General features: G+C 71.6%; 25 protein-coding genes, 1 tRNA gene, 1 pseudogene and 1 riboswitch. Of the genes and pseudogenes, 10 read left to right on the top strand and 17 right to left on the bottom strand.

What is annotated here, in order from left to right:
- The first annotated feature begins 29 nt into the window (after nucleotides 1-29).
- Complete coding sequence (locus tag IEZ17_RS32330) at nucleotides 30-1,184, top strand: SCO0930 family lipoprotein (protein ID WP_189306400.1); 1,155 nt, start codon at nucleotides 30-32, stop codon at nucleotides 1,182-1,184.
- Here the strand turns inward: IEZ17_RS32330 and IEZ17_RS32325 are convergent.
- From IEZ17_RS32325 to IEZ17_RS32315, 3 genes are all read right to left on the bottom strand, one after another.
- Nucleotides 1,162-2,742 (bottom strand): sodium:solute symporter family protein, encoded by a 1,581-nt coding sequence (locus tag IEZ17_RS32325; RefSeq protein WP_189306398.1) that lies wholly within the window; start codon nucleotides 2,740-2,742, stop codon nucleotides 1,162-1,164. The genes IEZ17_RS32330 and IEZ17_RS32325 overlap by 23 nt on opposite strands.
- Entirely contained in the window at nucleotides 2,739-2,975 is a 237-nt protein-coding gene (locus IEZ17_RS32320) for a DUF3311 domain-containing protein (protein WP_189306396.1), read from the bottom strand. The genes IEZ17_RS32325 and IEZ17_RS32320 overlap by 4 nt, the downstream gene beginning before the upstream one ends.
- A 743-nt stretch (nucleotides 2,976-3,718) precedes the next feature.
- The gene (locus IEZ17_RS32315) at nucleotides 3,719-5,068 is read right to left on the bottom strand and encodes a DUF445 domain-containing protein (protein ID WP_189306394.1); all 1,350 of its coding nucleotides are present in this window, start codon (nucleotides 5,066-5,068) and stop codon (nucleotides 3,719-3,721) included.
- Between the two features lie 308 nt (nucleotides 5,069-5,376).
- Between IEZ17_RS32315 and IEZ17_RS32310 the strand changes: the two genes are divergently transcribed.
- Nucleotides 5,377-6,690 (top strand): SGNH/GDSL hydrolase family protein, encoded by a 1,314-nt coding sequence (locus tag IEZ17_RS32310; protein WP_189306392.1) that lies wholly within the window; start codon nucleotides 5,377-5,379, stop codon nucleotides 6,688-6,690.
- Between the two features lie 42 nt (nucleotides 6,691-6,732).
- Here the strand turns inward: IEZ17_RS32310 and IEZ17_RS32305 are convergent, their stop codons facing one another.
- The 5 genes from IEZ17_RS32305 to IEZ17_RS32285 all read right to left on the bottom strand — a co-directional run bounded on the left by IEZ17_RS32305 (nucleotide 6,733) and on the right by IEZ17_RS32285 (nucleotide 10,519).
- Complete coding sequence (locus IEZ17_RS32305; RefSeq protein ID WP_189306390.1) at nucleotides 6,733-7,494, bottom strand: DUF1707 SHOCT-like domain-containing protein; 762 nt, start codon at nucleotides 7,492-7,494, stop codon at nucleotides 6,733-6,735.
- Nucleotides 7,495-7,503: 9 nt separating this feature from the next.
- Entirely contained in the window at nucleotides 7,504-8,538 is a 1,035-nt protein-coding gene (locus tag IEZ17_RS32300; RefSeq protein WP_189306388.1) for an ABC transporter ATP-binding protein, read from the bottom strand.
- 14 nt (nucleotides 8,539-8,552) lie between these two features.
- Nucleotides 8,553-9,317 (bottom strand): ABC transporter permease, encoded by a 765-nt coding sequence (locus IEZ17_RS32295; protein WP_189306413.1) that lies wholly within the window; start codon nucleotides 9,315-9,317, stop codon nucleotides 8,553-8,555.
- A gap of 91 nt (nucleotides 9,318-9,408) precedes the next feature.
- Complete coding sequence (locus tag IEZ17_RS32290) at nucleotides 9,409-10,197, bottom strand: ABC transporter permease (protein ID WP_189306386.1); 789 nt, start codon at nucleotides 10,195-10,197, stop codon at nucleotides 9,409-9,411.
- Nucleotides 10,198-10,354: 157 nt separating this feature from the next.
- Nucleotides 10,355-10,519 (bottom strand): hypothetical protein, encoded by a 165-nt coding sequence (locus tag IEZ17_RS32285; RefSeq protein WP_189306384.1) that lies wholly within the window; start codon nucleotides 10,517-10,519, stop codon nucleotides 10,355-10,357.
- Between the two features lie 80 nt (nucleotides 10,520-10,599).
- Here IEZ17_RS32285 and IEZ17_RS32280 point away from each other — a divergent pair, with 80 nt between their 5' ends.
- Nucleotides 10,600-12,849 carry a transglycosylase domain-containing protein gene (locus IEZ17_RS32280; RefSeq protein WP_373300013.1) on the top strand — a complete coding sequence of 750 codons (2,250 nt, stop codon included), beginning with the start codon at nucleotides 10,600-10,602 and terminating at the stop codon, nucleotides 12,847-12,849.
- 22 nt (nucleotides 12,850-12,871) lie between these two features.
- Here IEZ17_RS32280 and IEZ17_RS32275 read toward each other — a convergent pair whose 3' ends face one another.
- The 3 genes from IEZ17_RS32275 to IEZ17_RS32265 form a co-directional block, all read right to left on the bottom strand.
- Complete coding sequence (locus tag IEZ17_RS32275) at nucleotides 12,872-13,192, bottom strand: DMT family transporter (RefSeq protein WP_189306382.1); 321 nt, start codon at nucleotides 13,190-13,192, stop codon at nucleotides 12,872-12,874.
- Nucleotides 13,193-13,224: 32 nt separating this feature from the next.
- Nucleotides 13,225-13,283, bottom strand: a riboswitch (guanidine-III (ykkC-III) riboswitch).
- 59 nt (nucleotides 13,284-13,342) lie between these two features.
- Nucleotides 13,343-13,645 carry a GroES family chaperonin gene (locus tag IEZ17_RS32270; RefSeq protein WP_078894626.1) on the bottom strand — a complete coding sequence of 101 codons (303 nt, stop codon included), beginning with the start codon at nucleotides 13,643-13,645 and terminating at the stop codon, nucleotides 13,343-13,345.
- A 194-nt stretch (nucleotides 13,646-13,839) separates the two neighbouring features.
- On the bottom strand, nucleotides 13,840-14,160 hold the full coding sequence (locus IEZ17_RS32265) for a DUF3618 domain-containing protein (protein ID WP_189306381.1): 321 nt from the start codon (nucleotides 14,158-14,160) through the stop codon (nucleotides 13,840-13,842).
- A gap of 272 nt (nucleotides 14,161-14,432) precedes the next feature.
- On the opposite strand from IEZ17_RS32265, the gene bcp reads away from it, so the two are divergent.
- A complete protein-coding gene (gene bcp / locus IEZ17_RS32260) occupies nucleotides 14,433-14,900 on the top strand; it encodes a thioredoxin-dependent thiol peroxidase (protein ID WP_189306379.1) in 468 nt (155 codons plus the stop codon).
- 108 nt (nucleotides 14,901-15,008) lie between these two features.
- Here bcp and IEZ17_RS32255 read toward each other — a convergent pair whose 3' ends face one another.
- Both IEZ17_RS32255 and IEZ17_RS32250 read right to left on the bottom strand, forming a co-directional pair.
- The gene (locus IEZ17_RS32255; RefSeq protein ID WP_189306377.1) at nucleotides 15,009-16,286 is read right to left on the bottom strand and encodes a sensor histidine kinase; all 1,278 of its coding nucleotides are present in this window, start codon (nucleotides 16,284-16,286) and stop codon (nucleotides 15,009-15,011) included.
- The gene (locus IEZ17_RS32250) at nucleotides 16,286-16,792 is read right to left on the bottom strand and encodes a hypothetical protein (RefSeq protein ID WP_189306375.1); all 507 of its coding nucleotides are present in this window, start codon (nucleotides 16,790-16,792) and stop codon (nucleotides 16,286-16,288) included. Before IEZ17_RS32250 ends, IEZ17_RS32255 begins: the two co-directional genes overlap by 1 nt.
- Before the next feature lie 696 nt (nucleotides 16,793-17,488).
- Here IEZ17_RS32250 and IEZ17_RS32245 point away from each other — a divergent pair.
- The 3 genes from IEZ17_RS32245 to IEZ17_RS32235 all read left to right on the top strand — a co-directional run bounded on the left by IEZ17_RS32245 (nucleotide 17,489) and on the right by IEZ17_RS32235 (nucleotide 19,018).
- Nucleotides 17,489-17,908, top strand: a complete 420-nt coding sequence (locus IEZ17_RS32245; RefSeq protein WP_229852856.1) for a hypothetical protein — start codon at nucleotides 17,489-17,491, stop codon at nucleotides 17,906-17,908.
- A 58-nt stretch (nucleotides 17,909-17,966) separates the two neighbouring features.
- On the top strand, nucleotides 17,967-18,890 hold the full coding sequence (locus IEZ17_RS32240) for an HNH endonuclease signature motif containing protein (protein ID WP_229852855.1): 924 nt from the start codon (nucleotides 17,967-17,969) through the stop codon (nucleotides 18,888-18,890).
- A gap of 55 nt (nucleotides 18,891-18,945) precedes the next feature.
- Nucleotides 18,946-19,018: transfer RNA gene (locus IEZ17_RS32235), tRNA-Leu, on the top strand.
- A 48-nt stretch (nucleotides 19,019-19,066) separates the two neighbouring features.
- On the opposite strand, the gene rdgB is transcribed toward IEZ17_RS32235, so the two are convergent.
- Nucleotides 19,067-19,702 (bottom strand): RdgB/HAM1 family non-canonical purine NTP pyrophosphatase, encoded by a 636-nt coding sequence (gene rdgB / locus IEZ17_RS32230; RefSeq protein ID WP_189306371.1) that lies wholly within the window; start codon nucleotides 19,700-19,702, stop codon nucleotides 19,067-19,069.
- Nucleotides 19,703-19,711: 9 nt separating this feature from the next.
- Nucleotides 19,712-20,122, bottom strand: a complete 411-nt coding sequence (locus IEZ17_RS32225; protein WP_189306369.1) for a hypothetical protein — start codon at nucleotides 20,120-20,122, stop codon at nucleotides 19,712-19,714.
- A gap of 167 nt (nucleotides 20,123-20,289) precedes the next feature.
- Here IEZ17_RS32225 and IEZ17_RS43205 point away from each other — a divergent pair.
- A pseudogene (locus IEZ17_RS43205) lies at nucleotides 20,290-20,493 on the top strand (MFS transporter); the annotation flags it as partial.
- On the opposite strand, the gene rph reads toward IEZ17_RS43205, so the two are convergent.
- Entirely contained in the window at nucleotides 20,468-21,199 is a 732-nt protein-coding gene (gene rph / locus IEZ17_RS32220; RefSeq protein WP_189306367.1) for a ribonuclease PH, read from the bottom strand. The pseudogene IEZ17_RS43205 and the gene rph overlap by 26 nt on opposite strands.
- A 107-nt stretch (nucleotides 21,200-21,306) precedes the next feature.
- Nucleotides 21,307-21,546 carry a PTS sugar transporter subunit IIB gene (locus IEZ17_RS32215; protein WP_268249869.1) on the bottom strand — a complete coding sequence of 80 codons (240 nt, stop codon included), beginning with the start codon at nucleotides 21,544-21,546 and terminating at the stop codon, nucleotides 21,307-21,309.
- A gap of 220 nt (nucleotides 21,547-21,766) precedes the next feature.
- Here IEZ17_RS32215 and IEZ17_RS32210 point away from each other — a divergent pair, with 220 nt between their 5' ends.
- Both IEZ17_RS32210 and IEZ17_RS32205 read left to right on the top strand, forming a co-directional pair.
- Nucleotides 21,767-23,101: a PTS transporter subunit EIIC gene (locus tag IEZ17_RS32210; protein ID WP_189306365.1), complete on the top strand. Its 1,335-nt coding sequence runs from the start codon at nucleotides 21,767-21,769 to the stop codon at nucleotides 23,099-23,101.
- A 238-nt stretch (nucleotides 23,102-23,339) separates the two neighbouring features.
- On the top strand, nucleotides 23,340-24,593 hold the full coding sequence (locus tag IEZ17_RS32205) for a PTS transporter subunit EIIC (protein ID WP_189306362.1): 1,254 nt from the start codon (nucleotides 23,340-23,342) through the stop codon (nucleotides 24,591-24,593).
- Nucleotides 24,594-24,683: the final 90 nt, after the last annotated feature.

The following is a 24,683-nucleotide window of genomic DNA, read 5'->3' as shown; positions in this document are numbered from 1 at the left end:
ACCCTCACCCCCACCCAAGGAGATTCCCCATGCCCGTCACGACACCCCCTTCGGCCCCCTCGACCCGCTCGACCCGCTCGACCCCCTCGGCGCCGTCCTCGGCCCGGCGGCACGCCGCCCTCGCCGTCACCGCTCTCGCCGCCGCCCTCACCCTCACCACCGCCTGCGGCAGCAGCGGCAGCCACGCCGCCGGCTCCGGTACCGACAACGTCCAGCCCGCCGGCCAGGGCACCAGCGACTACGGCAGCGGCTACGGCAGCAGCACGGGCGGCGGCTACGGCGGCCAGGCCGGCGGCGACACCGGCAAACCCGCCGCGGCCGGCAAGCCCGCCGGCGCCCTCGCCCTGCACCAGTCCGCCACCCTCGGCCCGGTCGTCACCGACGCCCAGGGCATGACCCTCTACCGCTTCGACAAGGACACCGCGAAACCGCCCACGTCCAACTGCTCCGGCGCCTGCGCGACCACCTGGCCACCGGTCCCCGCCGACGGCGCCACCGCCCCCGCCGGAATCGCTCCCGACGCCCTCGGCTCGGTCACCCGCGCCGACGGCACCAAGCAGCTCACCATCGGCGGCTGGCCCGCCTACCGCTACGCCAAGGACACCAAGGCCGGCGACACCAAGGGCCACGGTGTGGGCGGCACCTGGCACGCGCTGGCCTCCGACGGCACCAAGGCGGGCACCCAGCAGCCCGGCGACGTCGGGGTGTTCGCCCAGCCCCAGCTCGGCAAGATCCTCGTCGACGGCATGGGCCGCACCCTCTACCGCTTCAACAAGGACAGCGCCTGGCCCATGAAGTTCGGCTGCAACGACAGCTGCCTGGACACCTGGAAGCCCGCCAAGCCCGCCGACCGCTCCAAGCTCAACGGCATCGCCCCCCACCTCATCTCCACCGTCACCCGGCCCGACGGCACCCGCCAGCTCGCCGTCGACTGCTGGCCGGTCTACTGGTTCACCGGCGACAAGCAGCCCGGCGACATCAACGGCCAGGGCAAGATGGGCCTGTGGTTCGCGGTCTCCGACAACGGCAAGAAGATCACCAAGACCGTGACCGGCACGGCGGGTTCGGACGGCACGGCGGGGTCGGGCAGCACGGCGGGGTCGGACGGCACGCCGAGCTCGGGCAGCACCCCGAGTTCGGGCAGCACGCCTGGTTCGGACATCACCGCGACACCGGCGTACTGACCGGACCGCCCGGTGCCGGCACCCCGCCCCGCGGGAACTCGCCGTCCAGCGCCAGGACTTCGCCGTCCGGGCGGTCGTCGCCCGCCTCGCGCGGACCCAACCAGGTCACCGCCAGCGCCACCGCGACGTTCAGTGCGAGGCCGACGATGCCCGCGTTCATCCCCCACACCGGATCGTGTCCCCCGAAGACCAGGACACACACCAGCGCGAAGCCCGCCGCCAGACCGCTCACCGCCGCGTACATCGTCAGCCGGCGCCACACCAACCCCAGCAACAGCATCGGCACCAGCTGCGCCATCCCCTCGTACGAGATCAGGGACAGCCGTACGAGGGTGGTGGGGGCGGTGTAGGTGAGCAGCAGCGCGAGCCCGCCGGCGGCGACCACGACGAGCTGCGACCACAGCTTCTGGCGCCCGCCCGTCGCCCGACCACCACCCCCGCCGGAAGCGCTCCGCGCTGCCCCTCTGTTGAACCGCGGAATCGCACCCAGCACGCTCCTCCCCCACATCGTGCCGATGACCAGCATGAACACGGCCATCGGCACGATGGAGGAGAGCGCCGCGGCCACCCCGATGACGCCGACCGCCCAGGCCGGAAGGGAGTCCACCACCAGCTTGAACAGCGCCAGGTTGGAGTCCGCGCCGGCCAGCCCCGGCACCACGAACAGCGCCGCCATCCCCAGCAGCATCGGGACGAACAGCAGGACGTTGTACAAGGGGAGGTAGATCGCGTTGCGGCGCAGCGCATCGGCGTTGCGGGCGCCGAGACAGCCCGCGACGGTCGTCGGGAAGACCACCACCGTCAGGGAGTTGACGAGCGTGGTGGTGATGAACCAGACCTGGCCCAGCCCGCCCGACCGGTGGCCCGGAAAGGTCAGCCACTCCGGCTTCTCGGCGACGATGCGGTGCAGGAGCGGGCCGTAGCCGCCGAAGTAGTGCAGCGGCACATAGACCGCCAGGAAGCCCAGCGTCACGATGACGAGGAGGTCCTTGAGCACCGACACCCAGGCGCTGCCGCGCAGCCCGCTGACGACGACGAAGCCGGTGGTGACCGCGAAGCCGATGAAATAGGCCCAGTTGAGGCTGATCGCGCCGTAGGAGATGGTGGAGACCACCACGCCCATGCCGGTGATCTGCAACTGGATGTACGGCAGCAGGCAGACGGTGGCGAGCACCGCGATGGCGGCGCCGAGCCAGGGCCGCCGGTAGCGGTGCGCGACGATGTCGGTGATGCCGACCAGGCCGTGCCGGCGGGCGTACGCCCACAGCATCGGGCCGACGACATAGCCGATCGCATAGCCGCACGACATGTAGGCCAGGACGTAGAGCACCGGGGCGCCGAAGTTGTAGCCCCAGCCCGCCGCGCCCAGATAGCTGAAGCTGGTGTAACTCTCCCCGGCCATCAGCACCCAGATGAAGACGGTGCCCAGGCTGCGCCCGCCCACCGACCATTCCGTCAGCCCGCCGCCGGCCCCCCGGCCGCGGACCGCGAGCAGTCCCAGAACGACGGTCAGCACCATGAAGCCGGCGAAGACGGCGGTGGCGACGGTGGCGTTCATCCCCGCCCCCGCTCGTCCGCCGGAGCGGGGGCCTGCGCCCGGGCGCGCCGGAGGTCGCCGCGCCGCGCCAGCCACACCGCGAGCGGCGTCAGCAGCGTCGCCAACAGCATCCAGAAGAAGAGGAACGGCAGCCCGGCGACGGTCGGCGCCACCCGGTTGACGAGCGGCAGCACCACCAGGAACAGCACATACGGCAGCAGCAGCCATTTCGCTGCGCTGTGCCGGCGCCCCACGTTTTCGGCTTCCCCGCCGTTCCGCTGCGCTTGGCCGCGCCCCACGTTTTCGGCTTCCCCGCCGTTCCGCTGCGCTGTGCCGCGCCCCACGTTTTCGGCTTCCCCGCCGTTCCGCTGCGCTGTGCCGCGCCCCGCGTTTTCGGCTTTCCCGCCGTAGGTCCGTTTTCGCACGTCGGGAGAGCCTAGCCGCTACGCGCTTGGCCGGCTTCCCACGTTTTCGGCCGTCCCGCCGTGGGGGTGCGCGTGTTTGCGCCTTCGGCGCGGGGTGTTGTCCGCTGCGCGGGGCTTTCGGGGTGCGGTGACGGTCCTGCGGGGGCGGTGTGCAGGACTGCTTCGCTTTACGTCCTGCACACCGCCCCCTCCGGCCCGCCCCCTCCCGCGGGTGGTGGGTGAAGAGGCCCGGTGGGGGTGCGTGTGAGTGGTCTCCTGCGTGCAGTGGACCGACCACACCCACCCTCACTGGTTTTTTCCACCCGCAACGGGAGGGGGCGGGCCGGAGGGGCTGGGTGTCCGGACGTAAAGCGAAGCAGTCCGGACACCCAGCCCCGCAGGACCGTCACCGCACCCCAACAGCCCCGCGCAGCGGCCCCGCCCGCCGCAGGCGCAACGGCGAACAACCACCACGGCGGGAAAGCCGACAACGTAGGGCGACGCAAAGCGCAGCGGAGCCGCAACGGCGAACAACCCCCACGGCGGGACAGCCGACAACGTGCGAAGCCCAGCCAAGCGCAGCGGACCGGCCCTCAAAAGGCCTGTGTCACCGCGTAGATGCACAGACCGGCGAGCGCGCCCACGACCGTGCCGTTGATCCGGATGAACTGGAGGTCGCGGCCGATGTGCGCCTCGATCTTCTTCGAGGTGTGCTCGGCGTCCCAGCCCGCGACGGTGTCCGTGATCAGGGAGGTGATCTCGCCCTGATACGTCGTCACCACGTAGGTCGCGGCGCCCTCCAGCCAGCCGTCGACCTTGCCCTGGAGCCGCCCGTCGGCGGCCAGCCGCTGCCCCAGGGAGAGCAGCGCGGCGCGCACCCGCAGCCGCAGTTCGCTGCGCTCGTCCTCGGCGGCGGCCACGATCATGGCGCGGACCGCGCCCCAGGCGGAGGCGATCAGGTCCTGCACCTCACCGCGGCCCAGCACCTCCGACTTCAGCCGTTCGACCTTCTCGCGGGTGCCCGGGTCGGTCCGCAGATCGCCCGCGAAGTCCTTGAGGAAGCGGTCCACCGCACCGCGCGCCGGGTGCTCGGGCATGTCCCGCATCTCGGTGACGAAGCGGAGCAGTTCCTTGTAGACCCGGTCGCCCACCTTGCGGTCGACGAAACGGGGCGTCCATCCGGGGGCGCCGCCGGAGACCGCCGCCATGACGGAGTCGCCGTGCTCGACCAGCCAGTCGTGGGCGCGGGCGCAGACCAGATCCACCAGCCGGGTGTGGCCGCCCTCGGCGACGACCTTCTCCAGCAGGGCGCCGAGGCCGGGCGCGATCTCCTGGGCATCGGCGCGCCGGGTGATGGCCTCGCCGACCACCGCCTGGACGTCGGAGTCGCGCAGCACCGTCAGCGCACCGCGCAGCGCGGCGGACAGTTCGGCGGTGACCCGGTCGGCGTTGTGCGGCTCGGCGAGCCAGCGGCCCAGCCGGGCGCCGATGCCGACGGAGCGCAGCCGGCGGCGGACCACCTCGCCGGACAGGAAGTTCTCCCCGACGAAGTCCCCCAGGCTCTGGCCGAGTTGGTCCTTCTTGGTGGGGATGATGGCGGTGTGCGGGATCGGCAGTCCCAGGGGCCGCTTGAACAGCGCGGTGACCGCGAACCAGTCGGCCAGCGCGCCGACCATCCCGGCCTCCGCCGCCGCCGCGACGAACCCCGTCCAGCCGCCCGCCCCGGCGGCCCCGGCCCACTTCGCCAGGGCGTAGACCAGCGCGACGGCCAGCAGCAGGCAGGTCGCCAGGGTCTTCATCCGGCGCACGCCCCGCCGCTTCTCCTCGTCGGCGGCGCTGTACCGGAAGCCGCCGGGCCCCGACGCCCGGCCGGCCGGCGCACCGCCCGCCACCGGGTCCGCGGCCGGCGCCCTCCGCGACGCCTGCGCTTTCGTACGTTCCATCCGCTCCACCGTTCCCACCGTTGCCCCCGCCCGCCATCCGTACGCCCGCACCGCGCGCGGCGCCCGTACCACCTGTTCCGTCCGTCCCGCGCACACCGTCCGTACGCCCGTATGTCCCACAGTGCCCTACTCCCGGAACCGCGTACGAGTTCCCGGTGCGCCGGGCGGCCCCCGGGGGTCCGTGGGATCATGGACGCCCGCCGGACTGCGACGGTGCCGCCGGCCACGGGACGCGGGTCATGCCGCGTCCAGCTGCCCCTGCCCGCCCGGAGCACGCAGCTCCGCCAGCCCCAGGAGACCACTCCCGCATGAACAGACGTGTGGGTTACACCCTGCTCGCCGGTATGGCGGCAGTGGTGGTGCTGATCTCGGCCGCGATATTCGCCGGCTTCGGCGGCGACCGCGGCACTCCGGGCAGCGCCCCGTACGCCCCACACCCCCCGGCCGCCCCGGCGGCCTCCGGGCGGTGGGTCGGCACCTGGTCGGCAGCCGCCGCATCGGCCGAGCCGGGCACCAAGGACGGCTATGCGCAGATGTCGATACGGAACGTCGTACACACCAGCGTCGGCGGCACCGGCGCCCGTATCCAGCTGTCCAACCTGTTCGGCACCCGCCCGCTGACCTTCAGCCACGCCTCGCTGGCGCTGGCCGCGGGCGCCCCCGGCGGCCCGACCGCCGTGGCCGGCACCATGCGCCGGCTGTCGTTCGGCGGCAAACCCTCGGTGACCATCCCGATCGGCGGCCAGGTCACCAGCGACCCGGTCCGGCTGGCCGTCCCCGGCGACGCCGACCTGCTGGTCACCACCTACTCCCCCGCCCCTTCGGGCCCCGCCACCTACCACCCGTACGCCCGCCAGACGTCCTACCTGGCGCGCGGCGACCGCACCGAGGACGCCACCGGCACCGCCTACACCGAGCAGAGCCCGTACTGGCGCTATCTGACCGGGGTCGACGTGTGGAGCACCCGGGCGCGCGGCGCGGTGGTGGCCATCGGCGACTCGATCACCGACGGCATCACCTCCACCCCGGGCGCCAACCACCGCTGGACCGACTTCCTCGCCGCCCGGCTGCGCGACGAGCCGGGCGCACCCCGCTACGGCGTCCTCAACGAGGGCATCAGCGGCAACCGCCTGCTGATCAACGGCAGCCGCTACTCGCCCACCAACGGGCCCAGCGCCCTGGCCCGCCTGGACCGCGACGCGCTCTCCCGTGCGGGCGTGCAGGCGGTGGTCGTCGAGATCGGCCTGAACGACCTGTTCAAGTCCCCGCGCCAGCTCGACCCGGACAAGGTGGTGGCCGGGATGCGGCGGCTGGTCCGCGAGGCGCACGCCCGCGGGGTGCGGGTCATCGGCAGCACCCTGACCCCCTTCGGCGCGCACCGCGGCTACTCCCACCGGCTGAACGCGGTACGCGAACGGGTCAACCGGGTCATCCGCTCCGGCAGCGTCTACGACGACGTCATCGACTTCGACGCGGCGCTCCGCGACCCCGACCAGCCGGAGCAGCTGCGCCCCGCGTACGACTCCGGCGACCATCTGCACCCCAGCGATCGGGGCTACCGCGCGATGGCCGACGCCGTCGACCTGGACCACCTCAAGAAGCGGGTGCCCGCCGCGCTGTGACGGGAGCCGACCCGCAGTCGGCCTCGGCCGCCGGCCTGCGCGTCACTCCAGCTCGCGGCGCCCGCGGCGCTCGTCCCGGAGCCGCCGCCGCTCCTCCCGGCGCTCGCCCCGCAGCCGGAGCTGCTCCTCCCGGCGCTCGGCCTTGAGGCGGAGCCGCTCCTCCTTGGGCAGCTTGCGCTCCACACCGACGCCGCCCATCAGGGCCAGGCCGGTGACGATCACCCGGGGCGCGCCGGGCTCGCCCGGAGTGCCGTCCTCCTGGGAGTCGAAGCCGCCCATGATGCCCAGCCCGCGCGTCTCGACCTCGACACCCAGCGGCACGATGACATTGACGCCGCCCATCAGCGCCCAGACGCTGATCTCGATCTCCGGCGCGGCGAAGTTGGCCTCGCGCAGGTCGAGTTCGCCGCCGCCCATGCAGCAGATCGCGGTGAACCGGCGCCCGATCGTCCACCGGCCCTTGCGCTCGAACCCGCCCATGATCCCGACGCCGGAGGTGGAGCCCTGGACGTCCGGGCGGATGCGCTCGGGCCACGCTGTGACCGCGCCGACCGCCCCGACCGCACCGCCGGCCGCGGGCTCCTTGCGCAGCGAGAGCGGCGCCGGGGCCGGGGCCGCCGCCGGCAGGTCGGCGGTGATCCGCTCCAACTCCCCGTACGTACGCGCCTTGTAGGTGGCGTCGAACCGCTCGTCGAACTCCGCCATGTCCAGCCGCCCCTCGGCGAGGGCGTCCCGCAGGATCTCGACGACCCGCTCGCGGTCGGCGTCGGAGGCACGCAGCTGAGGGAGCCGTTCGTCAGTCATACGGACAGACTAAGGCGCGCCCGGATCCACGTCGCCCGGCTTGCGGCGGGCCGCGCCGCCGCCGGCGTACAGCTCGGCGATCAGCGCCTCGATGTCCGGCTCCCGTACGGACAGGTCCACCAGCGGATAGCGGTCGGCGACCGCCGCGACCAGCGGCGCCGCGCTCGCCGTCGCCGGGAACGCCAGCCACTGCCGCGGGCCCTCCACCTTGACCGTACGGGCGCCCGGGACGCCCTCGATGGGCGGCAGCTCCCGCGCCAGGTCCACCACCAGCATCCGCTCGCCGTCCGCCGCCGCCCGCAGCCCCGCCAGATCCCCGTCGTGGACGAGCCGGCCGTGGTCGATGACCATCACCCGGCGGCACAGCTGCTCGATGTCGGTCAGGTCGTGGGTGGTCAGCAGGACCGTGGTGCCGCGTTCGGTGTTCACCTCGCGCAGGAAGGAGCGGACCTTCGCCTTGCTGACGACGTCCAGGCCGATCGTCGGCTCGTCCAGGTAGAGCACCTCGGGGTCGTGCAGCAGCGCCGCCGCGATGTCGCCGCGCATCCGCTGGCCCAGCGACAGCTGTCGGACGGGGACGTCCAGCAGCGGGGCCAGGTCCAGCAGTTCGACGCAGCGCGCCAGGTTGGCGCGGTAGACGGCGTCCGGGACCCGGTACATCCGGCGCACCAGCTCGTAGGAGTCCTTCAGCGGCAGGTCCCACCACAGGGTGGTGCGCTGCCCGAAGACCACCCCGATCCGGCGGGTGAGCCGGGTCCGCTCCCGCGCCGGGTCGATACCGGCGACCCGCAGCCGCCCGCCGCTGGGCACCAGAATGCCCGTCAGCATCTTGATGGTGGTGGACTTCCCGGCGCCGTTGGGCCCGATGTAGCCGACCATCTCGCCGCGCGGCACCCGGAAGGAGATGCCGTCCACGGCCCGCACCTCGTGCTTGGTACGCCGCAGCCGGCCCGCCCGGCGCCGTACCGTGAAGACCTTCTCGACGCCGTCCAGCTCGATCAGCGGATCCCCTGACACCACCGGTAACTCCCTCTTCGGAACCATGACTTGAGGCTTCTTCAGCTGCCGGTGCTGCGGTACGCCCGGACCCCGCGTCGCCAGGCCAGCCCGGCGCCCGCGCACATCAGCGCCGCCACCGCCGGCCCCAGGAAGGCGACCCAGCCCGGCAGCCCCAGGGGGTCGGGGCGGCCCAGCAGCCACAGCGCGGGCAGCCAGTTCACAAAGGCCAGCGGGACGATGAAGGTGACCCCGCGCACCAGGTCCCGGGCGAACACCGTCGGCGGGTACTGGAGCAGCGCATTGCCGCCGTAGGTCAGCGAGTTCTGGAGCTCGGCGGCGTCCTGCGCCCAGAACTGGAAGGCCGCCCCGGCGGTGTACACCGCTCCGAAGATCGCCGTACCGCACACCGCCATCAGCGGCACCATCAGGACCCTGCCCACCGTCCAGTCCACGTCGATCCGCCCCAGCGCCCAGCCCAGCACCAGCAGCGCCTGGAAGGTACGGCCCAGGCGGCGCAGCGCGAACCGGTCGGCGGCGATCTGGACGAAGACCGGCGCGGGCCGCAGCAGCAAGGTGTCCAGGGTGCCGTCGCGGATCCGGGCGCCGAGCCGGCTCAGATTGCCGACCAGCAGATCCGACAGGCCCAGCGCCAGGCTGCACGTGCCGTAGAGGAAGGCGACCTCGGGCAGCGAGAAGCCCCCGAGCGCATGGATCCGGGAGAACATCAGCAGGATCGCCACGAAGTCCAGCCCGCTGGCCGCGAAGTTCCCGAACGCCATCAGCAGGAACGACGTCCGGTAGGCGAGCGTGGCGCGCACCCACATCCACACCAGCAGCCCGTACGCGGACAGCCCCTGCCGCACGGCAGCCGCGCGGTCTCCAAGGCCGGTCCGACGGGTCAGGGGCGGAGCGGCCCTAACCACCCTGCACCACCACCTTGCGGGTGGCTGCCGACTGCACCAGCCGCCCCAGCGCCAGCAGCGCCGCCGCCCAGGCCGCCTGGAACGCCAGCCCGCGCAGCAGCGCGCCGCCCGTCCGGGCGCCCATCAGCACATCGGCCGGCACCTGGAGCAGCGCCGCCCACGGCAGCAGCTGCGCGAGATCGGCCAGCGCGCCCGGGAAGACCCGCAGCGGCAGCACCAGCCCCGAGAAGAACATGCACGCCAGCGTGCTGACCATGGCCAGCCCCGAGCTGTCCAGCAGCCAGAACGACGCCAGCGCGACGAGATAGCGCAGCGCGAAGCTGACCACCACCCCCAGCGTCACCGACAGCAGGAACCAGCCCCAGGTCAGCGGGCTGCCGGGCAGCGACAGCGGGAACGCCAGCGCGCCCACCGCCATCGGCACCACCCCGCGGCCGATCAGCTGGAGCCCGGCCCGCCCCAGCTCGGTGGCCAGCCACCACAGTTGGAGGTCGGCCGGCCGGTAGAGGTCCACCGCGACGTCGCCGCTGCGGATCCGGTCCTGGAGCTCGTCCAGGCCGCCGTACGCGATCAGCGCGAACAGCGCCTGCCCGGCCCAGACGAAGGTCAGCGCCTGCGCCCGGTCGTAGCCGCCCAGATGCGGGCGCTGGCTCCACAGGGCGAGATAGGTGTAGGCGATGACGAAGCCGAAGGCGGTGTTGGTGACCACCCCCGCCGCGGTCGCGACGCGATAGGTGGCGTACCGCCGGAAGCTGCCGGCCACCACGGCCCCGTACAACACTCCGCGCTCCCCCAGCTCTTGGCCGCTCGGCCGTGGTCGTCGTGCGCCGCCCTCGGTCGGGCCCGGGCGGGCCGGACGGCAAAACACCGGAGCCTAAGGTCTGCCCACGATGGGCACCATCGATTTATCACCCTTACGGGTGAGTCAGGAGCGCCGTTCAGCCGGTCAGGGGGCGGGCGCGGGTGTGCGCCACCCCCGGGGACGGGGACGCAGGATGCGACAGTTCCTCCCGGGTGTCCGCCGCCGCCCCCGGCACCGCGCAGGTACCACCGCACACCGTCCGGTACGGCACCACCCGGTACGGCACGACCCCGTACGACACCGTCCTGATACGACACCGCTCCGCCGCGGCACAACCATCGGCGGCGGACGAGCGAACCGGAACCGAGGAGTCACACAGACTTGAGCGACGATCCGCAAGCCGGCGGCGAGGAATCCCCGGCCACCGCGCCCCGCCCCCGGCGCACCGGCTGGCGCCGGCTCATCCCCACCTGGCGCATGGTGGCGGGCAGCGTCCTGCTCGTCCTGCTGCTGATCGTGGGCGGGCTGGTCGCCGGATACCTGCTCGTCGGCATCCCGCCCGCCAACAGGGCCGCCAAGGCGCAGAGCAACGTCTACCTCTACTCCGACGGCTCCGAACTCGCCCGCGACGGCGACGTCAACCGCGAGAACGTCCCGCTCAGCCACGTCCCGAGAACCGTGCAGCGGGCCGTACTCGCCGCCGAGGACCGGGACTTCTACTCCGAGTCCGCCGTCGACCCCGCCGCGATGCTCCGGGCCGCCTGGAACACCGTGACCGGCAAGGGCAAGCAGTCCGGCTCCACCATCACCCAGCAGTACGTGAAGAACTACTACCTCGGCCAGGAGCAGACCCTCACCCGCAAGGCCAAGGAGTTCTTCATCGCGATCAAGCTGGACCGCGAGGCGAGCAAGGAGCACATCCTGGAGGGCTACCTCAACACCAGCTACTACGGCCGCAACGCCTACGGCATCCAGGCCGCCGCCCAGGCGTACTACTCCAAGACCTCCGACAAGCTCACCACCGCCGAGGGCGCCTACCTCGCCGCGCTCCTCAACGCCCCCAGTGCGTACGACATCACCGCCCACCCGGAGAACAGGCCGCGCGCCGTGGCCCGCTGGAACTACGTCCTGGACGGCATGGTCAAGAAGAAGTGGCTCAGCCGCGCCGAGCGGGCCGCGATGACCTTCCCCACCCTCGGCAAGGCCAAGGCGTCCGCCGGCCTCTCCGGCCAGCGCGGCTACCTCGTCGAGGCCGTCAAGGACTATCTGACCGACCACGACATCCTCGACGAGAACACCCTGCGGGCCGGCGGCTACCGCATCACCACCACCATCGACCGCAAGCGCCAGAACGCCTTCGTCAAGGCCGTCGGCACCCGGCTGATGGACAAGCTCAGCGACTCCCGCAAGGTCGACGGGTACGTGCGCGCCGGCGGCGCCTCCATCGACCCCGCCACCGGCCGGGTCGTCGCCCTCTACGGCGGCATCGACTACGCCAAGCAGTACGTCAACGGCGCCACCCGCCACGACTACCAGGTCGGCTCCACCTTCAAGCCGCTGGTCTTCGCCGCCGCCGTGCAGAACAACTCCACCACCCAGGACGGCACCCGGATCACCCCCAGCACCCTCTACGACGGCACCAACAAGCGCATGACCGTCAGCCACGGACACCCCACCGGCTTCGCGCCCGCCAACGAGGACGACCGCTCCTACGGGCCGATCACCGTCACCGACGCCACCGACAAGTCCGTCAACGCCGTCTACGCCCAGATGGGCATCGACGTCGGCCCGGACACCGTCAAGAACACCGCCGTCGCCCTCGGCATCCCCGCCAAGACCCCCAGCCTGGCCTCCTCCCAGGGCGCCATCTCGCTGGGCACCGCCACCCCCAGCGTGCTCGACATGACCCAGGTCTACGCGACCCTCGCCCGGCACGGCAGCCAACGCCCGTACACCCTGGTCGACTCCGTGGCCAAGAGCGGCGACGACGTCGAACTCCCGGACCGCGAGCAGACCACCGCCATCGGCCGGGCCGCCGCCGACACCACCACCCAGATCCTCCAGAGCGTCGTCGACGGCGGCACCGCCCAGGCCGCCCAGGACGCCGGACGCCCGGCGGCCGGCAAGACCGGCACCGCGGAGGACGACAAGGCCGCCTGGTTCGCCGGCTACACCCCCGAACTCGCCACCGTCGTCGCCGTACTGGGCCAGAACCCGGACAGCGCCGCCCAGGAGCCGCTGTACGGCGCGGCCGGCCAACCCCGGCTCAACGGCGGCGACTTCCCCGCCCAGATCTGGGCCGACTACACCGCCGCCGCCCTCAACGGCCGCCCCGTCCGGGACTTCGACCTGCAACTGGAGGACGGCGCCGAGCAGAGCACGTCCCCCGAACCGTCCGGCAGCACCTCGGAGTCGCCGAGCGGACCGGTCTCGCCGTCCACCGGCCCCACCGACACGGGCAACCCCACGGCCACCACCGCCCCGCCCGGATCCGGCACCCCCACCGGACCGACCGGCGCACCGACCCCACCGCCGTTCCCGACCGGGGGACCCCCCACCGGGCCCACCGAGTCGTACCCGACCCTCGGCCCGAACCCCGAGGAGCTCGAAGACCGCTGGCAGAACGGCTGACCCGCACGGGCCCGCCGGCGGTTCAATGCCCCGACGTCGCCTTCAACCCGACCACGGCCACCAGCAGCAGGCAGATGAAGAAGATCCGCGCCGCGGTCGCCGGCTCGCCGAGGACCAGCATCCCGACGACCGCCGCGCCGGCCGCCCCGATGCCCACCCACACGCCGTAGGCCGTGCCGATCGGCAGCGTCCGGGCCGCGTACGAGAGCAGCAGCATGCTGGCGACGATGCCCGCGCCGGTGAACACGCTGGGCCACAGCCGGGTGAACCCTTCGGTGAACTTCATCCCGATCGACCAGCCGACCTCCAGCAGACCGGCGACGACGAGCAGGATCCAGGCCATGACGGCACCTCCGTGAGCAGGGCTTCAACAGGGGTGCGTCGTCTTGTCCTGACCCGGTACGGCGCGTCTCGTCGGGTTCTCCCGAGGCTAGCAAAGGGCTCCCCCGGGGGTGGTGAGCCAGGTCACCACCCCCGGGGGAGCCGAGGAGTCCTACAGGTACAGCCCGGTCGCGTCGTCCGCGCCCTCCAGCCGCTCCGCGGCCACCGCGTGCAGATCGCGCTCGCGCATCAGCACGTACGCCACCCCGCGCACCTCGACCTCGGCCCGGTCCTCGGGGTCGTACAGCACCCGGTCGCCCACCTCGACGGTCCGGACGTTCTGCCCGACCGCGACCACCTCGGCCCAGGCCAGGCGGCGGCCGACCGCCGCGGTCGCGGGAATGACGATGCCCCCGGTCGAGCGGCGCTCGCCCTCGGGGATGTCCGTCCGGACCAGCACGCGGTCGTGCAGCATCCGGATCGGCAGCTTGTCGTGGGTGTCCTTGGTGTTATTCGGGCTCACGGCATGACCGTACCTGCCCGGCGGCGGCGATCATGCACCGCGGGCCGGGTTCGGCCGTCCCGAGCGGCACCCGACGGCCACCGGACCGGCATCGGACAGTCACCGGACCGGCATCGGACCGGCATCGGACCGGCATCGGACGGGCGCTAGTCGCGCCGCCGCTTGGAGCCCAGCGCCAGCAGGCCCACCACGGCCACCCCGATCACGGCCACCGGAATGATCCGCTCCAGCCGCGGCGCACCGTCCTCCGACACCAGCTGCGCCCGCACGTCCGACAGCACGCGATGGGCGGCCACATAGGCCCGCCCCGCCGTACGGTCCACGGCCTGTGCCGCCTTCGCCTTCGCCTCGCCCACGATCGTGCTCGGGTGCAGCCGCACACCGATCTCGTCGAGCGTCACGGCGAGATCCTGCCGCCTGCGGACGATGTCCGCCTCGATCTGCGCAGGGGTCCTGGCTTCCGACACCGCGCTGCCTCCGTCATCTCGTGCCGATGCGTCCAAGGGCCGGGCACCGAGCCCCGTGGGGAACCGGCCACCACGCTCCGTGCACCGATTCGTAAGGGACAGTCTGTCAGCTCGTACCTCCGCGCGCCCCACAGCACCCCCGTTTCGGGCAGCCGCACCGCCCCTGCCGCCGTCCCGCCGCCCGCCTGGCTAGTGTTCGGAGCGTACGGAACCACCCGCGAGGAGACGGAGGCCACCATGAGGGAGCACAGCGCGCGGAGCGAGGTCTCGGCATGAGCGAGCGACTCCAGCCCGGCGACACCGCGCCCGCCTTCACCCTGCCCGACGCCGACGGCAAGCAGGTCTCGCTCGCCGACCACAAGGGCCGCAAGGTCATCGTCTACTTCTACCCGGCCGCGCTCACCCCCGGCTGCACCAAGCAGGCGTGCGACTTCACCGACAACCTCGACTTCCTCGCCGGCCACGGCTACGACGTCATCGGCATCTCGCCCGACAAGCCGGAGAAGCTCGCCAAGTTCCGCGAGAAGGAAGACCTCAGGGTCACCCTGCTCGGCGACCCCGACAAGGAGGTCCTGACGGCCTACGGCGCCTTCGGCGAGAAGAAGCTCTACGGCAAGACCGTCACCGGCGTGATCCGCTCCACCGTCATCCTCGACGCGGACGGCAAGGTCGAGCGCGCGCTGTACAACGTCAAGGCCACCGGGCACGTCGCCAAGATCATCAAGGATCTGGGACTGTAACGCCGTGACACGGCGACACCGTGACGCCGCGCCAACGTCACGGTGTCCCGCCGTAACAGCCGCCGCGGCAGGGGCCGTTGCGCCCCTGCCCCACGGTACCCGTCCGCGCTACGGCGCCGCCGCCGGCTCCGGCGCCACCACCACCGCGCGGTCCGGCAGCTCCAGCACCGCCTCGGCGCCGCCCTCCGCGGCGGCCCCGAAGTCCAGCCGCGCGCCCAGCACTTCCGCCTGGCCGGCCGCGATCGTCAGCCCCAGGCCGTGCCCCGTACCGCGCTCCGGCGCCGCCGTACGGAACCGCCGCGGCCCCTCCGCACACAGCTCCGCCGGATACCCCGGACCGTGGTCGCGCACCACGATCCGCGAGCCCGCCACCACCACCTCGATCGGCGGCTTGCCGTGCTTCGCCGCGTTCGCCAGCAGATTCACCAGCACCCGCTCCACCCGGCGCCGGTCCGTCTCCACGATCCGCGGCTCCCCCTCGACCGTCACCGACACCGACAGATCGTCCACCCCGCGCTGCCGCGCCGCCCGCGTCACGATCCCGCGCACCAGCGACGGCAGCTCACAGGCGTCCAGATCGGCCCGCTCCACCCCTGCGTCCAGCCGCGACACCTCCAGCAGGTCCTCCACCAGCCGCCGCATCGCCTGCGCCCGGTCCTGCACCATCTCCACCGCGCGCCGCTGCGGCAGCAGCTCCGCCGCCGCCACCAGCCCGGCCACCGGCGTCCGCAGCTCATGCGCCACATCCGCGGTGAACTCCCGCTCCGCCTCCACCCGCGCGGCCAGCGACGTCGCCATGTGGTGCACACTGCGGCCCAGCTCGGCCACCTCGTCCCGGCCGTTGCTGGCCAGCGCGTCCGCGTCCGGCGGCTCACCGGCCGCGATCCGCCGCGCCGCCGCCGCACTCAGCCGCAGCCGCCGCGACAGCCGCTGCGCCACGAACCACGACACCCCCGCCATCAGCACCACCGTGCCGCACCCGGCGATCAGCAGCGCCCGGTCCAGCGCCAGCTGCGCCGGATCGTCCGACGGGTACGCCGCCGACACCGACAGCGACCGCGCCGGCCGGGCCCCGTCCCCGCCGACCCCGGTCGCCGCCCACACCCGGGGATCGTCGCCCCCGCTCAGATACGTCCCCGAACGGTTGTGGAACACCGCCGCCCGCAACGGCGGCGGCAGCGTCGCGTCATCCAGCTGCGCACCCAGCGCCAGCGTCCCGTCCCGCTCGTAGATCTGGAGCGCCGAACTCAGCCGCTCGTCCTGATACGCGCGGGCCGACCGCTCCCGCTCGTTGCCGGCGATGTGGTGCACGGCGAACCCGAGCACCACAACGGCCAGCGCCGTCATACACGAAATGGCCAGGGCGATCCGGCCTCGAATGCCCATCACGCGAGGTTGTACATCTCCGTCGTGTCACCGAGCGGCGTCGAGCCGTCGTAGGTCACCTCCAGGCCCGTGAAAGCCCGCGCACCGTCGACCTCCTTGGCACCGTAGAGCCGGAACGTCGCCCGGTAGCCGGCGTCCGTCCCCACCCCCGCCGCGGTCTTCTCGACCTGCACCACGCCCTTGCCCTCCGCTTCCTCGGAGTCATAGCGGTCCCAGGTGATCGCGGTCGCCACCATGCCCGCATCCGCGCAGGTCAGCGTGATCACCCGGGGCTTGATCTCCGGCTCGCCGATCCCGCAGTCCCGCACACCCGGCAGCCCCGCCGTCGGCTGCCCGTCCGACTTCACGTCCTGCACGGCCGAGGTCTTCGGCGCGGCGTCCACCGCCGAGGCGCGCTCCGACGCCTGGCTGAACCACACCCCGCCGGCGGCCAGCGCGGTCACCACGACAAAGGCCGCCAGAGCGGTACGCCCGCGCCTCCAGCGGGACCCTTCGCGGTCGGTCATCACACACTCCTCCCGGGGCACCCTCGCCCCGCAACCCACACCAGCAAGCACGACCGCCGCAACCCCTCCGCACAGGCCCCGGCACCTCGTCACCGCACTACGACACCCTGCCGCGAAAGGCACCCATCGACGGACCTTCGCCGGAAAGGTGCAGTTTCGCCATCGCCACTCTCCCCTCCCCCGGACACAGGCTGATTGCCCGAATGCTGCGGTGACCGCTCGGCTGTGTACCAGTCGTGTAACAAGCCCCGAAGTCCCGCTCGACGTCCCGTACCGCACGCACCTCCGGACGGCTTGCCCTGGGTGACACAGCCGGCGCCGTGCGTGACGCAACCCGCGTCCGCCACCGAGACCGATCCCCCCGCCTCCGACCGCGCCCCCCCTGCCCGCACCCGCACCGACCCCGCGATCGGACCGCGGCGCGCCGGTCCGCACCACCGAGCCCCACCCCGGCACCCCCGACCAGGACCCGGCGGCGCCCCGCCGCCGCATGCTCTTCCGCACGTCCGCCACGGCCCCACCCTCCGTCGGCACCCACCAGGAAGCCATCACCCTCGTCGCCGCCCGAACCCCCGAGCCGCACTTCCGAAGCCGCCCAACTCCGCGTGACCGACCCCGCGTTCGATCGTTGGCCAGTTCGATCGGGTGCGGGGGGCTGACGAATGCCCCCGCACGGAGCACGGAAACGGGGGCAACATGGCGCTCAAATACACCCGCGAACGGCTCGCGACAGCCGCGCACGTCTCGTCGTCGTACGACGAGGTGGTCCGCTGGTTCGGCAGCACACCAACTCCCGGCAACCGCCGTTACGTACGGGCCAAGTTGCGCGAAGCGGGCATCGACACCGCGCACTTCACACCGCAGGGTGTACGCCACACCGAGACCCGCCTCCGCGAACTGGTCGCCTGCTCGCGGAGCGTGGCAGAGGTGGTGCGGAGGCTCGGCATCAGCCCGGTCGGCGGGAACCAGGCGCACATCGGCAGGCGCATCGCCGAACTGCGCATGGGAAACTGCCATTTCGCCGCGATCCTTTGCTCCTGGCCCGACAGCCCAACCAACGTGAGTCAGCACCCCGGTTTGGCACGACCTCAGTCGGAGGCGGCACATGTCGGCTAGGTTCCCGCCGACCGAGCTGGCAGCGGCAGTCACCCGAGCGTCGAACTGGTCCGAGCTGATGCGCGCGCTCGACCTGAAGATCAGCGGTGGACAGCGGCGGGTCCTCCAGCGGACAGTCGCCGCGTACGGGATCGACACCTCCCACTTCACGCGGAAAAGCCCCTGGCGCAAGTACTCCGACGAGGCCGTGGCCGCGGCCGCGGCATCGTCCACCACACTGCGCGAGGTCGCACAGAGGCTGGGTGCCACGCCCTCCACAGGGACGCTCTCGCACCTCCGCCGACGCATCGCGGCGGCTGGGATCGACGTCAGCCATCTCCCCGGCCTGGCGCGTTTCGGCCCGGAGCTCCCCTGTACGCCCGAGGAGGTGCGATCGGCCGCTCGGTCCACGACCAGCATCCGCGCCATGGCCCGTGCACTCGGCCTCTCGGATGACGTCCGGACACGCGCCGCGCTGCGACGCCTGCTCGCTGAACTCGAAGTGGACACGGGCCACTTCGCCCATGCGCGCCCGCCCCTACCCGAGAACCAGCTTCGCGAGGCGGTCACGGCGTCCACAAGCTACGCGGACGTCATGCGAATGCTGGGGCTACCCGTGAACGACGCAAGCCATCGCCGCCTCCAACGCAAGGTCACTCAGCTCCAGTTGGACACCACCCACTTCAAGCGGAGGTCTCGACGGGCCATCCGACCCGCGCGCCCCAAGCCCAGCGTGGGCCACGTGCTGTGCGTGCGACCTGAAGGCTCGCCGCGAGTCAACCGCGAACGCCTGCACCGCGCGCTTGGCGAGGTCGGCGTCCCGTACGCCTGCACCTTCTGCGGAAACCTGGGCACGTGGCGGGGGCGGAGCATCACCCTGCAGATCGACCACATCAACGGCGACTGGTGCGACAATCGCGCGGAAAACCTCCGCTACCTGTGCCCAAACTGCCATGCGATCACCAGCACCTGGTGCCGAGGAGGTCGACGGTGCACCTCATAACCGGCTTCTCCTCACCGAGAGGCGACGTCGCCCAGTAGAGTAGGAGGCGGCACACGCGCCCGTGCGCCAACGGCTGAGCGGCGATCTTTAGGTGGTCGTGTTTGTCGGTTCGAATCCGACCGGGCGCACAAGAAGAGCAGGCCCCGTACCTTAGGCACGGGGCCTGCTTCGTAATGTCACCCCAACAACGCCCCCACCACCCCCGCCAGCGCCCGGAACGCCTTGCCGCGGTGGCTGATGGCGTTCTTCTCGGCGGGGGTCAGTTCGGCGCAGGTACGGGTCTCGCCGAGGGGCTGGAGGATCGGGTCGTAGCCGAAGCCGCCGGTGCCGGCGGGGGTGTGGCGGAGGGTCCCTTCGAGGGTGCCCTCGACGACGCGGTCGGTGCCGTCGGGGAGGGCGAGGGCCGCGGCGCAGGCGAAGTGGGCGGCGCGGTGCTCGTCGGCGATGTCGGAGAGCTGGGCGAGGAGGAGGTCGAGGTTGGCCCGGTCGTCGCCGTGCCGGCCGGCCCAGCGGGCGGAGAAGATGCCGGGGGCGCCGCCGAGGACGTCGACGCAGAGGCCGGAGTCGTCGGCGACGGCCGGGTGGCCGGTGGCCCGGGCGAGGGCGTGTGCCTTGAGGAGGGCGTTCTCGGCGAAGGTGACGCCGGTCTCCTTGACATCGGGGACGTCGGGATAGGCGTCGGCGCCGACGAGTTCGACGCCGAGGCCGGCCGCTTCCAGGATGGCGCGGAGTTCGGAGATCTTGCCGGCGTTGCGGGTGGCGAGGACGAGGCGGCGCGGGGTTGCGGGGTGCCCGCCGTTGTGTGGCTGCATGGGGAGTGATTATCCCGTGTGGCCGGGGGTGCAGATCGTCGTCATCTCGTCGGCCGCTTCGCCGATGGGTTTGAGGTCGGGGGCCTTGTTGTCGTCGATGGCCTTGCGGGCGTTCTTGATGCCGGTGTTCATCTTGTCGATGGCCTTGGCCAGGTCGGGGTCGTGCGCGGAGTTGCCGACCTTCTTGAGGCTGGTGTCGATCTCGTCGAGGGCCTTGTTGGCTTCCTGGGGGTCGTCGAGGGCGTTGTCGGCGGCTTTCTGGAGCTTGTCGACGCCGTTGACGACGGCGGTGGCGGTCTTGGCGCAATCCATGGCCTTCTGGACGGCGCCGCAGCCGGAGAGCAGCGGTACGGCGAGGGTGGCGGCGGCTAACGCGGCGAGTGCGGGGGCGGCGTGGCGGCGGCGGTGCGGGCGGGCCATGGGGTGGTTCCTTCCCTTGCGGCGTACGGGGGGCGTACCGGGGCAAGGGGTGAAACGCGGGGTGGCGGGCGGGGGTTGCCAGGGCCGGCTGGGCGGGGGCGAAGATCGGCCAGGCGGGCGGCGGGGCCGGTTCCGCCGCCCGCCGCCCGCCGCCCGAAAGGCACTCCATGCCCTCGGCTCTGCTCGCACTCGCGATCTCGGCCTTCGGTATCGGCACCACAGAATTCGTGACGATGGGCCTGCTGCCCGATGTCGCGGACGATCTGGGCACCTCCGTGCCCACCGCCGGCTACCTCGTCTCCGCCTGCGCCCTCGGCGTCGTCATCGGCGCACCCCTCCTGGCGGTCAGCGGGTCCGGGCGAGCGCCTCGCGCTGGGTGGTGTCGAGGGTGGCGCAGCCGGTGACGGCGAGGTCCAGGAGGGAGTTGAGTTCGTCGCGGGCGAAGGGCTCGGCTTCGGCGGTGCCCTGGACCTCGACGAAGCGGCCGTCGCCGGTGCAGACGACGTTCATGTCGGTTTCGGCGCGGACGTCCTCCTCGTAGCAGAGGTCGAGGAGGGGGATGCCGTCGACGATGCCGACGCTGACGGCGCTGACGGTGCCGGTGAGGGGCTGGCGGCCGTGCTTGATGAGCTTCTTGCCCTGGGCCCAGGTGATGGAGTCGGCGAGGGCGACGTAGGCGCCGGTGATGGCGGCGGTGCGGGTGCCGCCGTCGGCCTGGAGGACGTCGCAGTCGAGGACGATGGTGTTCTCGCCGAGGGCCTTGAAGTCGATGACGGCGCGCAGTGAGCGGCCGATGAGGCGGCTGATCTCGTGGGTGCGTCCGCCGATCTTGCCGCGGACGGACTCGCGGTCGCCGCGGGTGTTGGTGGAGCGGGGGAGCATCGCGTATTCGGCGGTGACCCAGCCTTCGCCGGTGCCCTTGCGCCAGCGGGGTACGCCTTCGGCGACGGAGGCGGTGCAGAAGACTTTGGTGTCGCCGAAGGAGACGAGGACGGAGCCTTCGGCGTGCTTGCTCCAGCCGCGTTCGATGGTGACGGGGCGGAGCTGTTCGGGGGTGCGGCCGTCGATGCGAGACATGGCTCCGACCCTATCGGCTGTGCAGAGGGCCTCGTTCCGGTGCCGGAACGCCGGGAATCGGGGATGCCGGCGTCGGCGGGAACGAGGCCCTCGTCAGGAGCGGGTGCTCACATCATGTCTTCGATTTCGGCGGCGATGGGGTCGGCGTCGGTGCCGATGACGACCTGGATCGCGTTGCCCATCTTGACGACGCCGTGGGCGCCGGCGGCCTTGAGGGCGGCTTCGTCGACGAGGGACGCGTCGTTGACCTCGGTGCGGAGACGGGTGATGCAGCCCTCGACCTCTTCGATGTTGTCGAGTCCGCCGAGCCCGGCGACGATCTTCTCAGCCTTGGTGGCCATGTCCACTCCTGCTTGTCTCGGCCGCCGGCGGTTCCGCCGCGCGGATTTCACACGGTAACGCACGTTCAGCCCAACTACGTGGGCGTTTGACCGCTACCTGGCGAAGGATGGCGATCATCGCAGTGCGCGCCGAACGCACTCCGACGAATGGTCTACACCACCAGTATGCGGCAAGCGGCGGACCGGTTGCCGCCCGGCCGACGCCGGGAGCACGCGGAGGGCGCGGATGACTTCGGACGCATCGGGCGCGGCGGGCGCGGAGCCGGGGAAGAGGCCGGTGAAGAGCCGGGCGTCGGGGCTTTTCCAGGGGTTGCAGAAGATGGGCCGCAGCCTCCAGTTGCCGATTGCCGTGCTGCCCGCGGCGGGCATCCTCAATCGCCTGGGCCAGCCGGACGTGTTCGGCGACAAGGGGCTGGACTGGGGGAATGTCGCGAAGGTGTTCGCGGGGGCGGGCGGGGCGCTGCTGGATTCGGGGCTGGGGCTGCCGCTGCTGTTCTGCGTCGGTGTGGCGATCGGGATGGCGAAGAAGGCGGACGGGTCGACGGCGCTGGCGGCAGTGGCCGGTTTTCTCGTCTATTTCTCGGTGCTGCATCAATTCCCGGTGCTGTGCCCGCCGGGGCAGTCGTTCACGCAGGCGGGGCTGTGGGCGGGGGTGTGTGTCGACCGGGCGGGGAAGGCGACGCAGGCGACGTTCCAGAATCCGGGGGTCTTCGGCGGCATCGTGATGGGTTTTCTGTCGGCGTGGTTCTGGCAGCGACTGCACCGGGTGAAGTTGGTGGACTGGCTGGGGTTCTTCAACGGGCGGCGGCTGGTGCCGATCGTGATGGCCTTCGTGGGGCTGGCGTTCGCGGTGGTGTGCCTGTGGGTGTGGGCACCGATCGGTGACGGTCTGACGAGTTTCAGCGAGTGGCTGTCGGCACTGGGGTCGTGGGGTGCGGGGATTTTCGGTGTGGCGAACCGTGCGCTGCTGGTGGTGGGGCTGCACCAGTTCCTGAATACGTTCGTGTGGTTCCAGTTCGGGAGTTTCACCAAGCCGGACGGGACGGTGGTGCACGGTGACATCAACCGGTTCCTGGCGGGCGATCCGTCGGCGGGGCAGTTCACCACGGGGTTCTTCCCGATCATGATGTTCGCGCTGCCGGCGGCGGCGCTGGCGATCGCGCACTGCGCGAAGCCGCATCGCCGTAAAGAGGTGGCGGGGATGATGCTGTCGGTGGGGCTGACCTCGTTCGTGACGGGGGTGACCGAGCCGGTGGAGTATTCGTTCCTGTTCATCGCGCCGGTGCTGTACGGGATTCATGCGGTGCTGACGGGTGTGTCGATGGCGGTGTGCTGGGCGCTGGGCGTGCACGACAGCTTCAGTTTCTCGGCGGGGCTGATCGACTACGTCATCAACTGGGAGCTGGCGACGAAACCGTGGCTGATCATTCCGATCGGGTTGTGTTTCGCCGTCGTCTACTACCTCCTCTTCCGTTTCGTGATCACGAAATTCGATCTTGCGACGCCGGGCCGGGAGCCGGCCGAGGTGGGTGACGCGATGGAGCGGGACAACGTCAAATAGCGTGCGGGAGACGGGTGGTGCCCGTCCCACCTGGCCTTTCGTCCCGTGCCGGCCGGCTCCTGGATCCATGGGTCCGAGGGCCGGCCGTCATGTGGTCCACACCACTTGGAAGAATGGATTCCTTTATCTCGGGGCTACGTGCTAAGAATGGTCTAAACCACCAGTGGTGTAGACCAAGGCGTAGACCAACAGCGGGCCGTTCCTCTTTCCGCGGACCCGCCTCACCAGGAGGAATCCGATGAGCACGGCCACCGCCGCGAAGGCGGCCCCCGCGAAGAAGCGGGGCTCCGGCCTTTTCCAGGGCCTACAGAAGATCGGCCGCAGCCTCCAGCTGCCGATCGCCGTCCTGCCCGCAGCGGGCATCCTCAACCGTCTCGGCCAGCCGGACGTCTTCGGCGAAAAGGGCCTGCACTGGGTCGCGGTCAGCAAGGTCTTCGCCGCCGCCGGCGGTGCGGTCTTCGACAATCTGCCGCTGCTGTTCTGCATAGGCGTCGCCATCGGTTTCGCGAAGAAGGCCGATGGCTCCACGGCACTCGCCGCCCTGGTCGGATTCCTGGTCTACAACAACGTCCTCAAGGCGTTCCCGGTCAAGGACGGGCACATCGAGGACGGCAAGTGGGTCGAGCCGGTCGTCAACAACCCCGGCGTCCTCGGCGGCATCGTGATCGGTCTGCTCGCCGCGGTCCTGTGGCAGCGCTACCACCGCAAGAAGCTGGTGGACTGGCTGGGCTTCTTCAACGGCCGCCGGCTCGTCCCGATCATCATGGCCTTCGTCGGCACCACGGTCGGTGTGCTGTTCCTGCTGATCTGGGAGCCCGTCGGCAACGCCATCTCCAGCTTCGGCGAGTGGATGACGGGCCTGGGCGCGGCCGGCGCCGGCCTCTTCGGCCTGATCAACCGCGGGCTGCTGCCGATCGGTATGCACCAGTTCGTCAACGTCGTGTCGTGGTTCCAGCTCGGTGACTACACCGACGCCACGGGCAAGGTCGTGCACGGCGACATCGGCCGCTTCTTCGCCGGCGACCCGACCGCCGGCCAGTTCATGTCCGGCTTCTTCCCGATCATGATGTTCGGTCTGCCGGCCGCCGCGCTGGCCATCGCGCACTGCGCCCGCCCGGAGCGCCGCAAGGCCGTCCTGGGCATGATGGTCTCGCTCGCGCTGACCTCGTTCGTCTGCGGTATCACCGAGCCGATCGAGTTCTCGTTCATGTTCATCGCGCCGGTGCTGTACGCGATCCACGCGGTGCTGACCGCCGTCTCGATGGCCCTCACCTGGGCGCTCGGCGTGCACGACGGCTTCACCTTCTCCGCCGGCTTCATCGACTACGTGCTGAACTGGCACCTGGCGAGCAAGCCGTGGCTGATCATCCCGATCGGCCTGGCCTTCGCGGTCGTCTACTACCTGCTGTTCCGCTTCGCGATCACCAGGTTCAACCTCACCACCCCGGGCCGCGAGCCCGAGGAGGAGATCGAGGACCTGACCAAGGCGTAGCCGCCCGGTCCGCAGCGCACGGGAAGGGCCCCGGAACCGTCACCGCGGTTCCGGGGCCCCTTTCCTTGTGCAGGTGTGCAGGTGTGCAGG

Origin of the sequence: Streptomyces albospinus, from assembly GCF_014648695.1 — a bacterium.
Taxonomy (GTDB): Bacteria; Actinomycetota; Actinomycetes; order Streptomycetales; family Streptomycetaceae; genus Streptomyces; species Streptomyces albospinus.
Note: the sequence above shows the minus strand (reverse complement) of the source record. Positions and strands in the feature narration are given on the sequence as shown.

Bases quoted from the DNA above. Each gene is read 5' to 3' on its own strand.
- IEZ17_RS32330 (WP_189306400.1), top strand. From the start codon at position 30: ATGCCCGTCACGACACCCCCTTCGGCCCCCTCGACCCGCTCGACCCGC.
- IEZ17_RS32325 (WP_189306398.1), bottom strand. From the start codon at position 2,742: ATGAACGCCACCGTCGCCACCGCCGTCTTCGCCGGCTTCATGGTGCTG.
- IEZ17_RS32315 (WP_189306394.1), bottom strand. From the start codon at position 5,068: ATGGAACGTACGAAAGCGCAGGCGTCGCGGAGGGCGCCGGCCGCGGAC.
- IEZ17_RS32310 (WP_189306392.1), top strand. From the start codon at position 5,377: ATGAACAGACGTGTGGGTTACACCCTGCTCGCCGGTATGGCGGCAGTG.
- IEZ17_RS32305 (WP_189306390.1), bottom strand. From the start codon at position 7,494: ATGACTGACGAACGGCTCCCTCAGCTGCGTGCCTCCGACGCCGACCGC.
- IEZ17_RS32300 (WP_189306388.1), bottom strand. From the start codon at position 8,538: ATGGTTCCGAAGAGGGAGTTACCGGTGGTGTCAGGGGATCCGCTGATC.
- IEZ17_RS32295 (WP_189306413.1), bottom strand. From the start codon at position 9,317: ATGTGGGTGCGCGCCACGCTCGCCTACCGGACGTCGTTCCTGCTGATG.
- IEZ17_RS32275 (WP_189306382.1), bottom strand. From the start codon at position 13,192: ATGGCCTGGATCCTGCTCGTCGTCGCCGGTCTGCTGGAGGTCGGCTGG.
- IEZ17_RS32270 (WP_078894626.1), bottom strand. From the start codon at position 13,645: ATGCTGCACGACCGCGTGCTGGTCCGGACGGACATCCCCGAGGGCGAG.
- bcp (WP_189306379.1), top strand. From the start codon at position 14,433: ATGAGCGAGCGACTCCAGCCCGGCGACACCGCGCCCGCCTTCACCCTG.
- IEZ17_RS32255 (WP_189306377.1), bottom strand. From the start codon at position 16,286: ATGGGCATTCGAGGCCGGATCGCCCTGGCCATTTCGTGTATGACGGCG.
- IEZ17_RS32250 (WP_189306375.1), bottom strand. From the start codon at position 16,792: ATGACCGACCGCGAAGGGTCCCGCTGGAGGCGCGGGCGTACCGCTCTG.
- IEZ17_RS32245 (WP_229852856.1), top strand. From the start codon at position 17,489: ATGGCGCTCAAATACACCCGCGAACGGCTCGCGACAGCCGCGCACGTC.
- IEZ17_RS32240 (WP_229852855.1), top strand. From the start codon at position 17,967: ATGCGCGCGCTCGACCTGAAGATCAGCGGTGGACAGCGGCGGGTCCTC.
- rdgB (WP_189306371.1), bottom strand. From the start codon at position 19,702: ATGCAGCCACACAACGGCGGGCACCCCGCAACCCCGCGCCGCCTCGTC.
- IEZ17_RS32225 (WP_189306369.1), bottom strand. From the start codon at position 20,122: ATGGCCCGCCCGCACCGCCGCCGCCACGCCGCCCCCGCACTCGCCGCG.
- rph (WP_189306367.1), bottom strand. From the start codon at position 21,199: ATGTCTCGCATCGACGGCCGCACCCCCGAACAGCTCCGCCCCGTCACC.
- IEZ17_RS32210 (WP_189306365.1), top strand. From the start codon at position 21,767: ATGACTTCGGACGCATCGGGCGCGGCGGGCGCGGAGCCGGGGAAGAGG.
- IEZ17_RS32205 (WP_189306362.1), top strand. From the start codon at position 23,340: ATGAGCACGGCCACCGCCGCGAAGGCGGCCCCCGCGAAGAAGCGGGGC.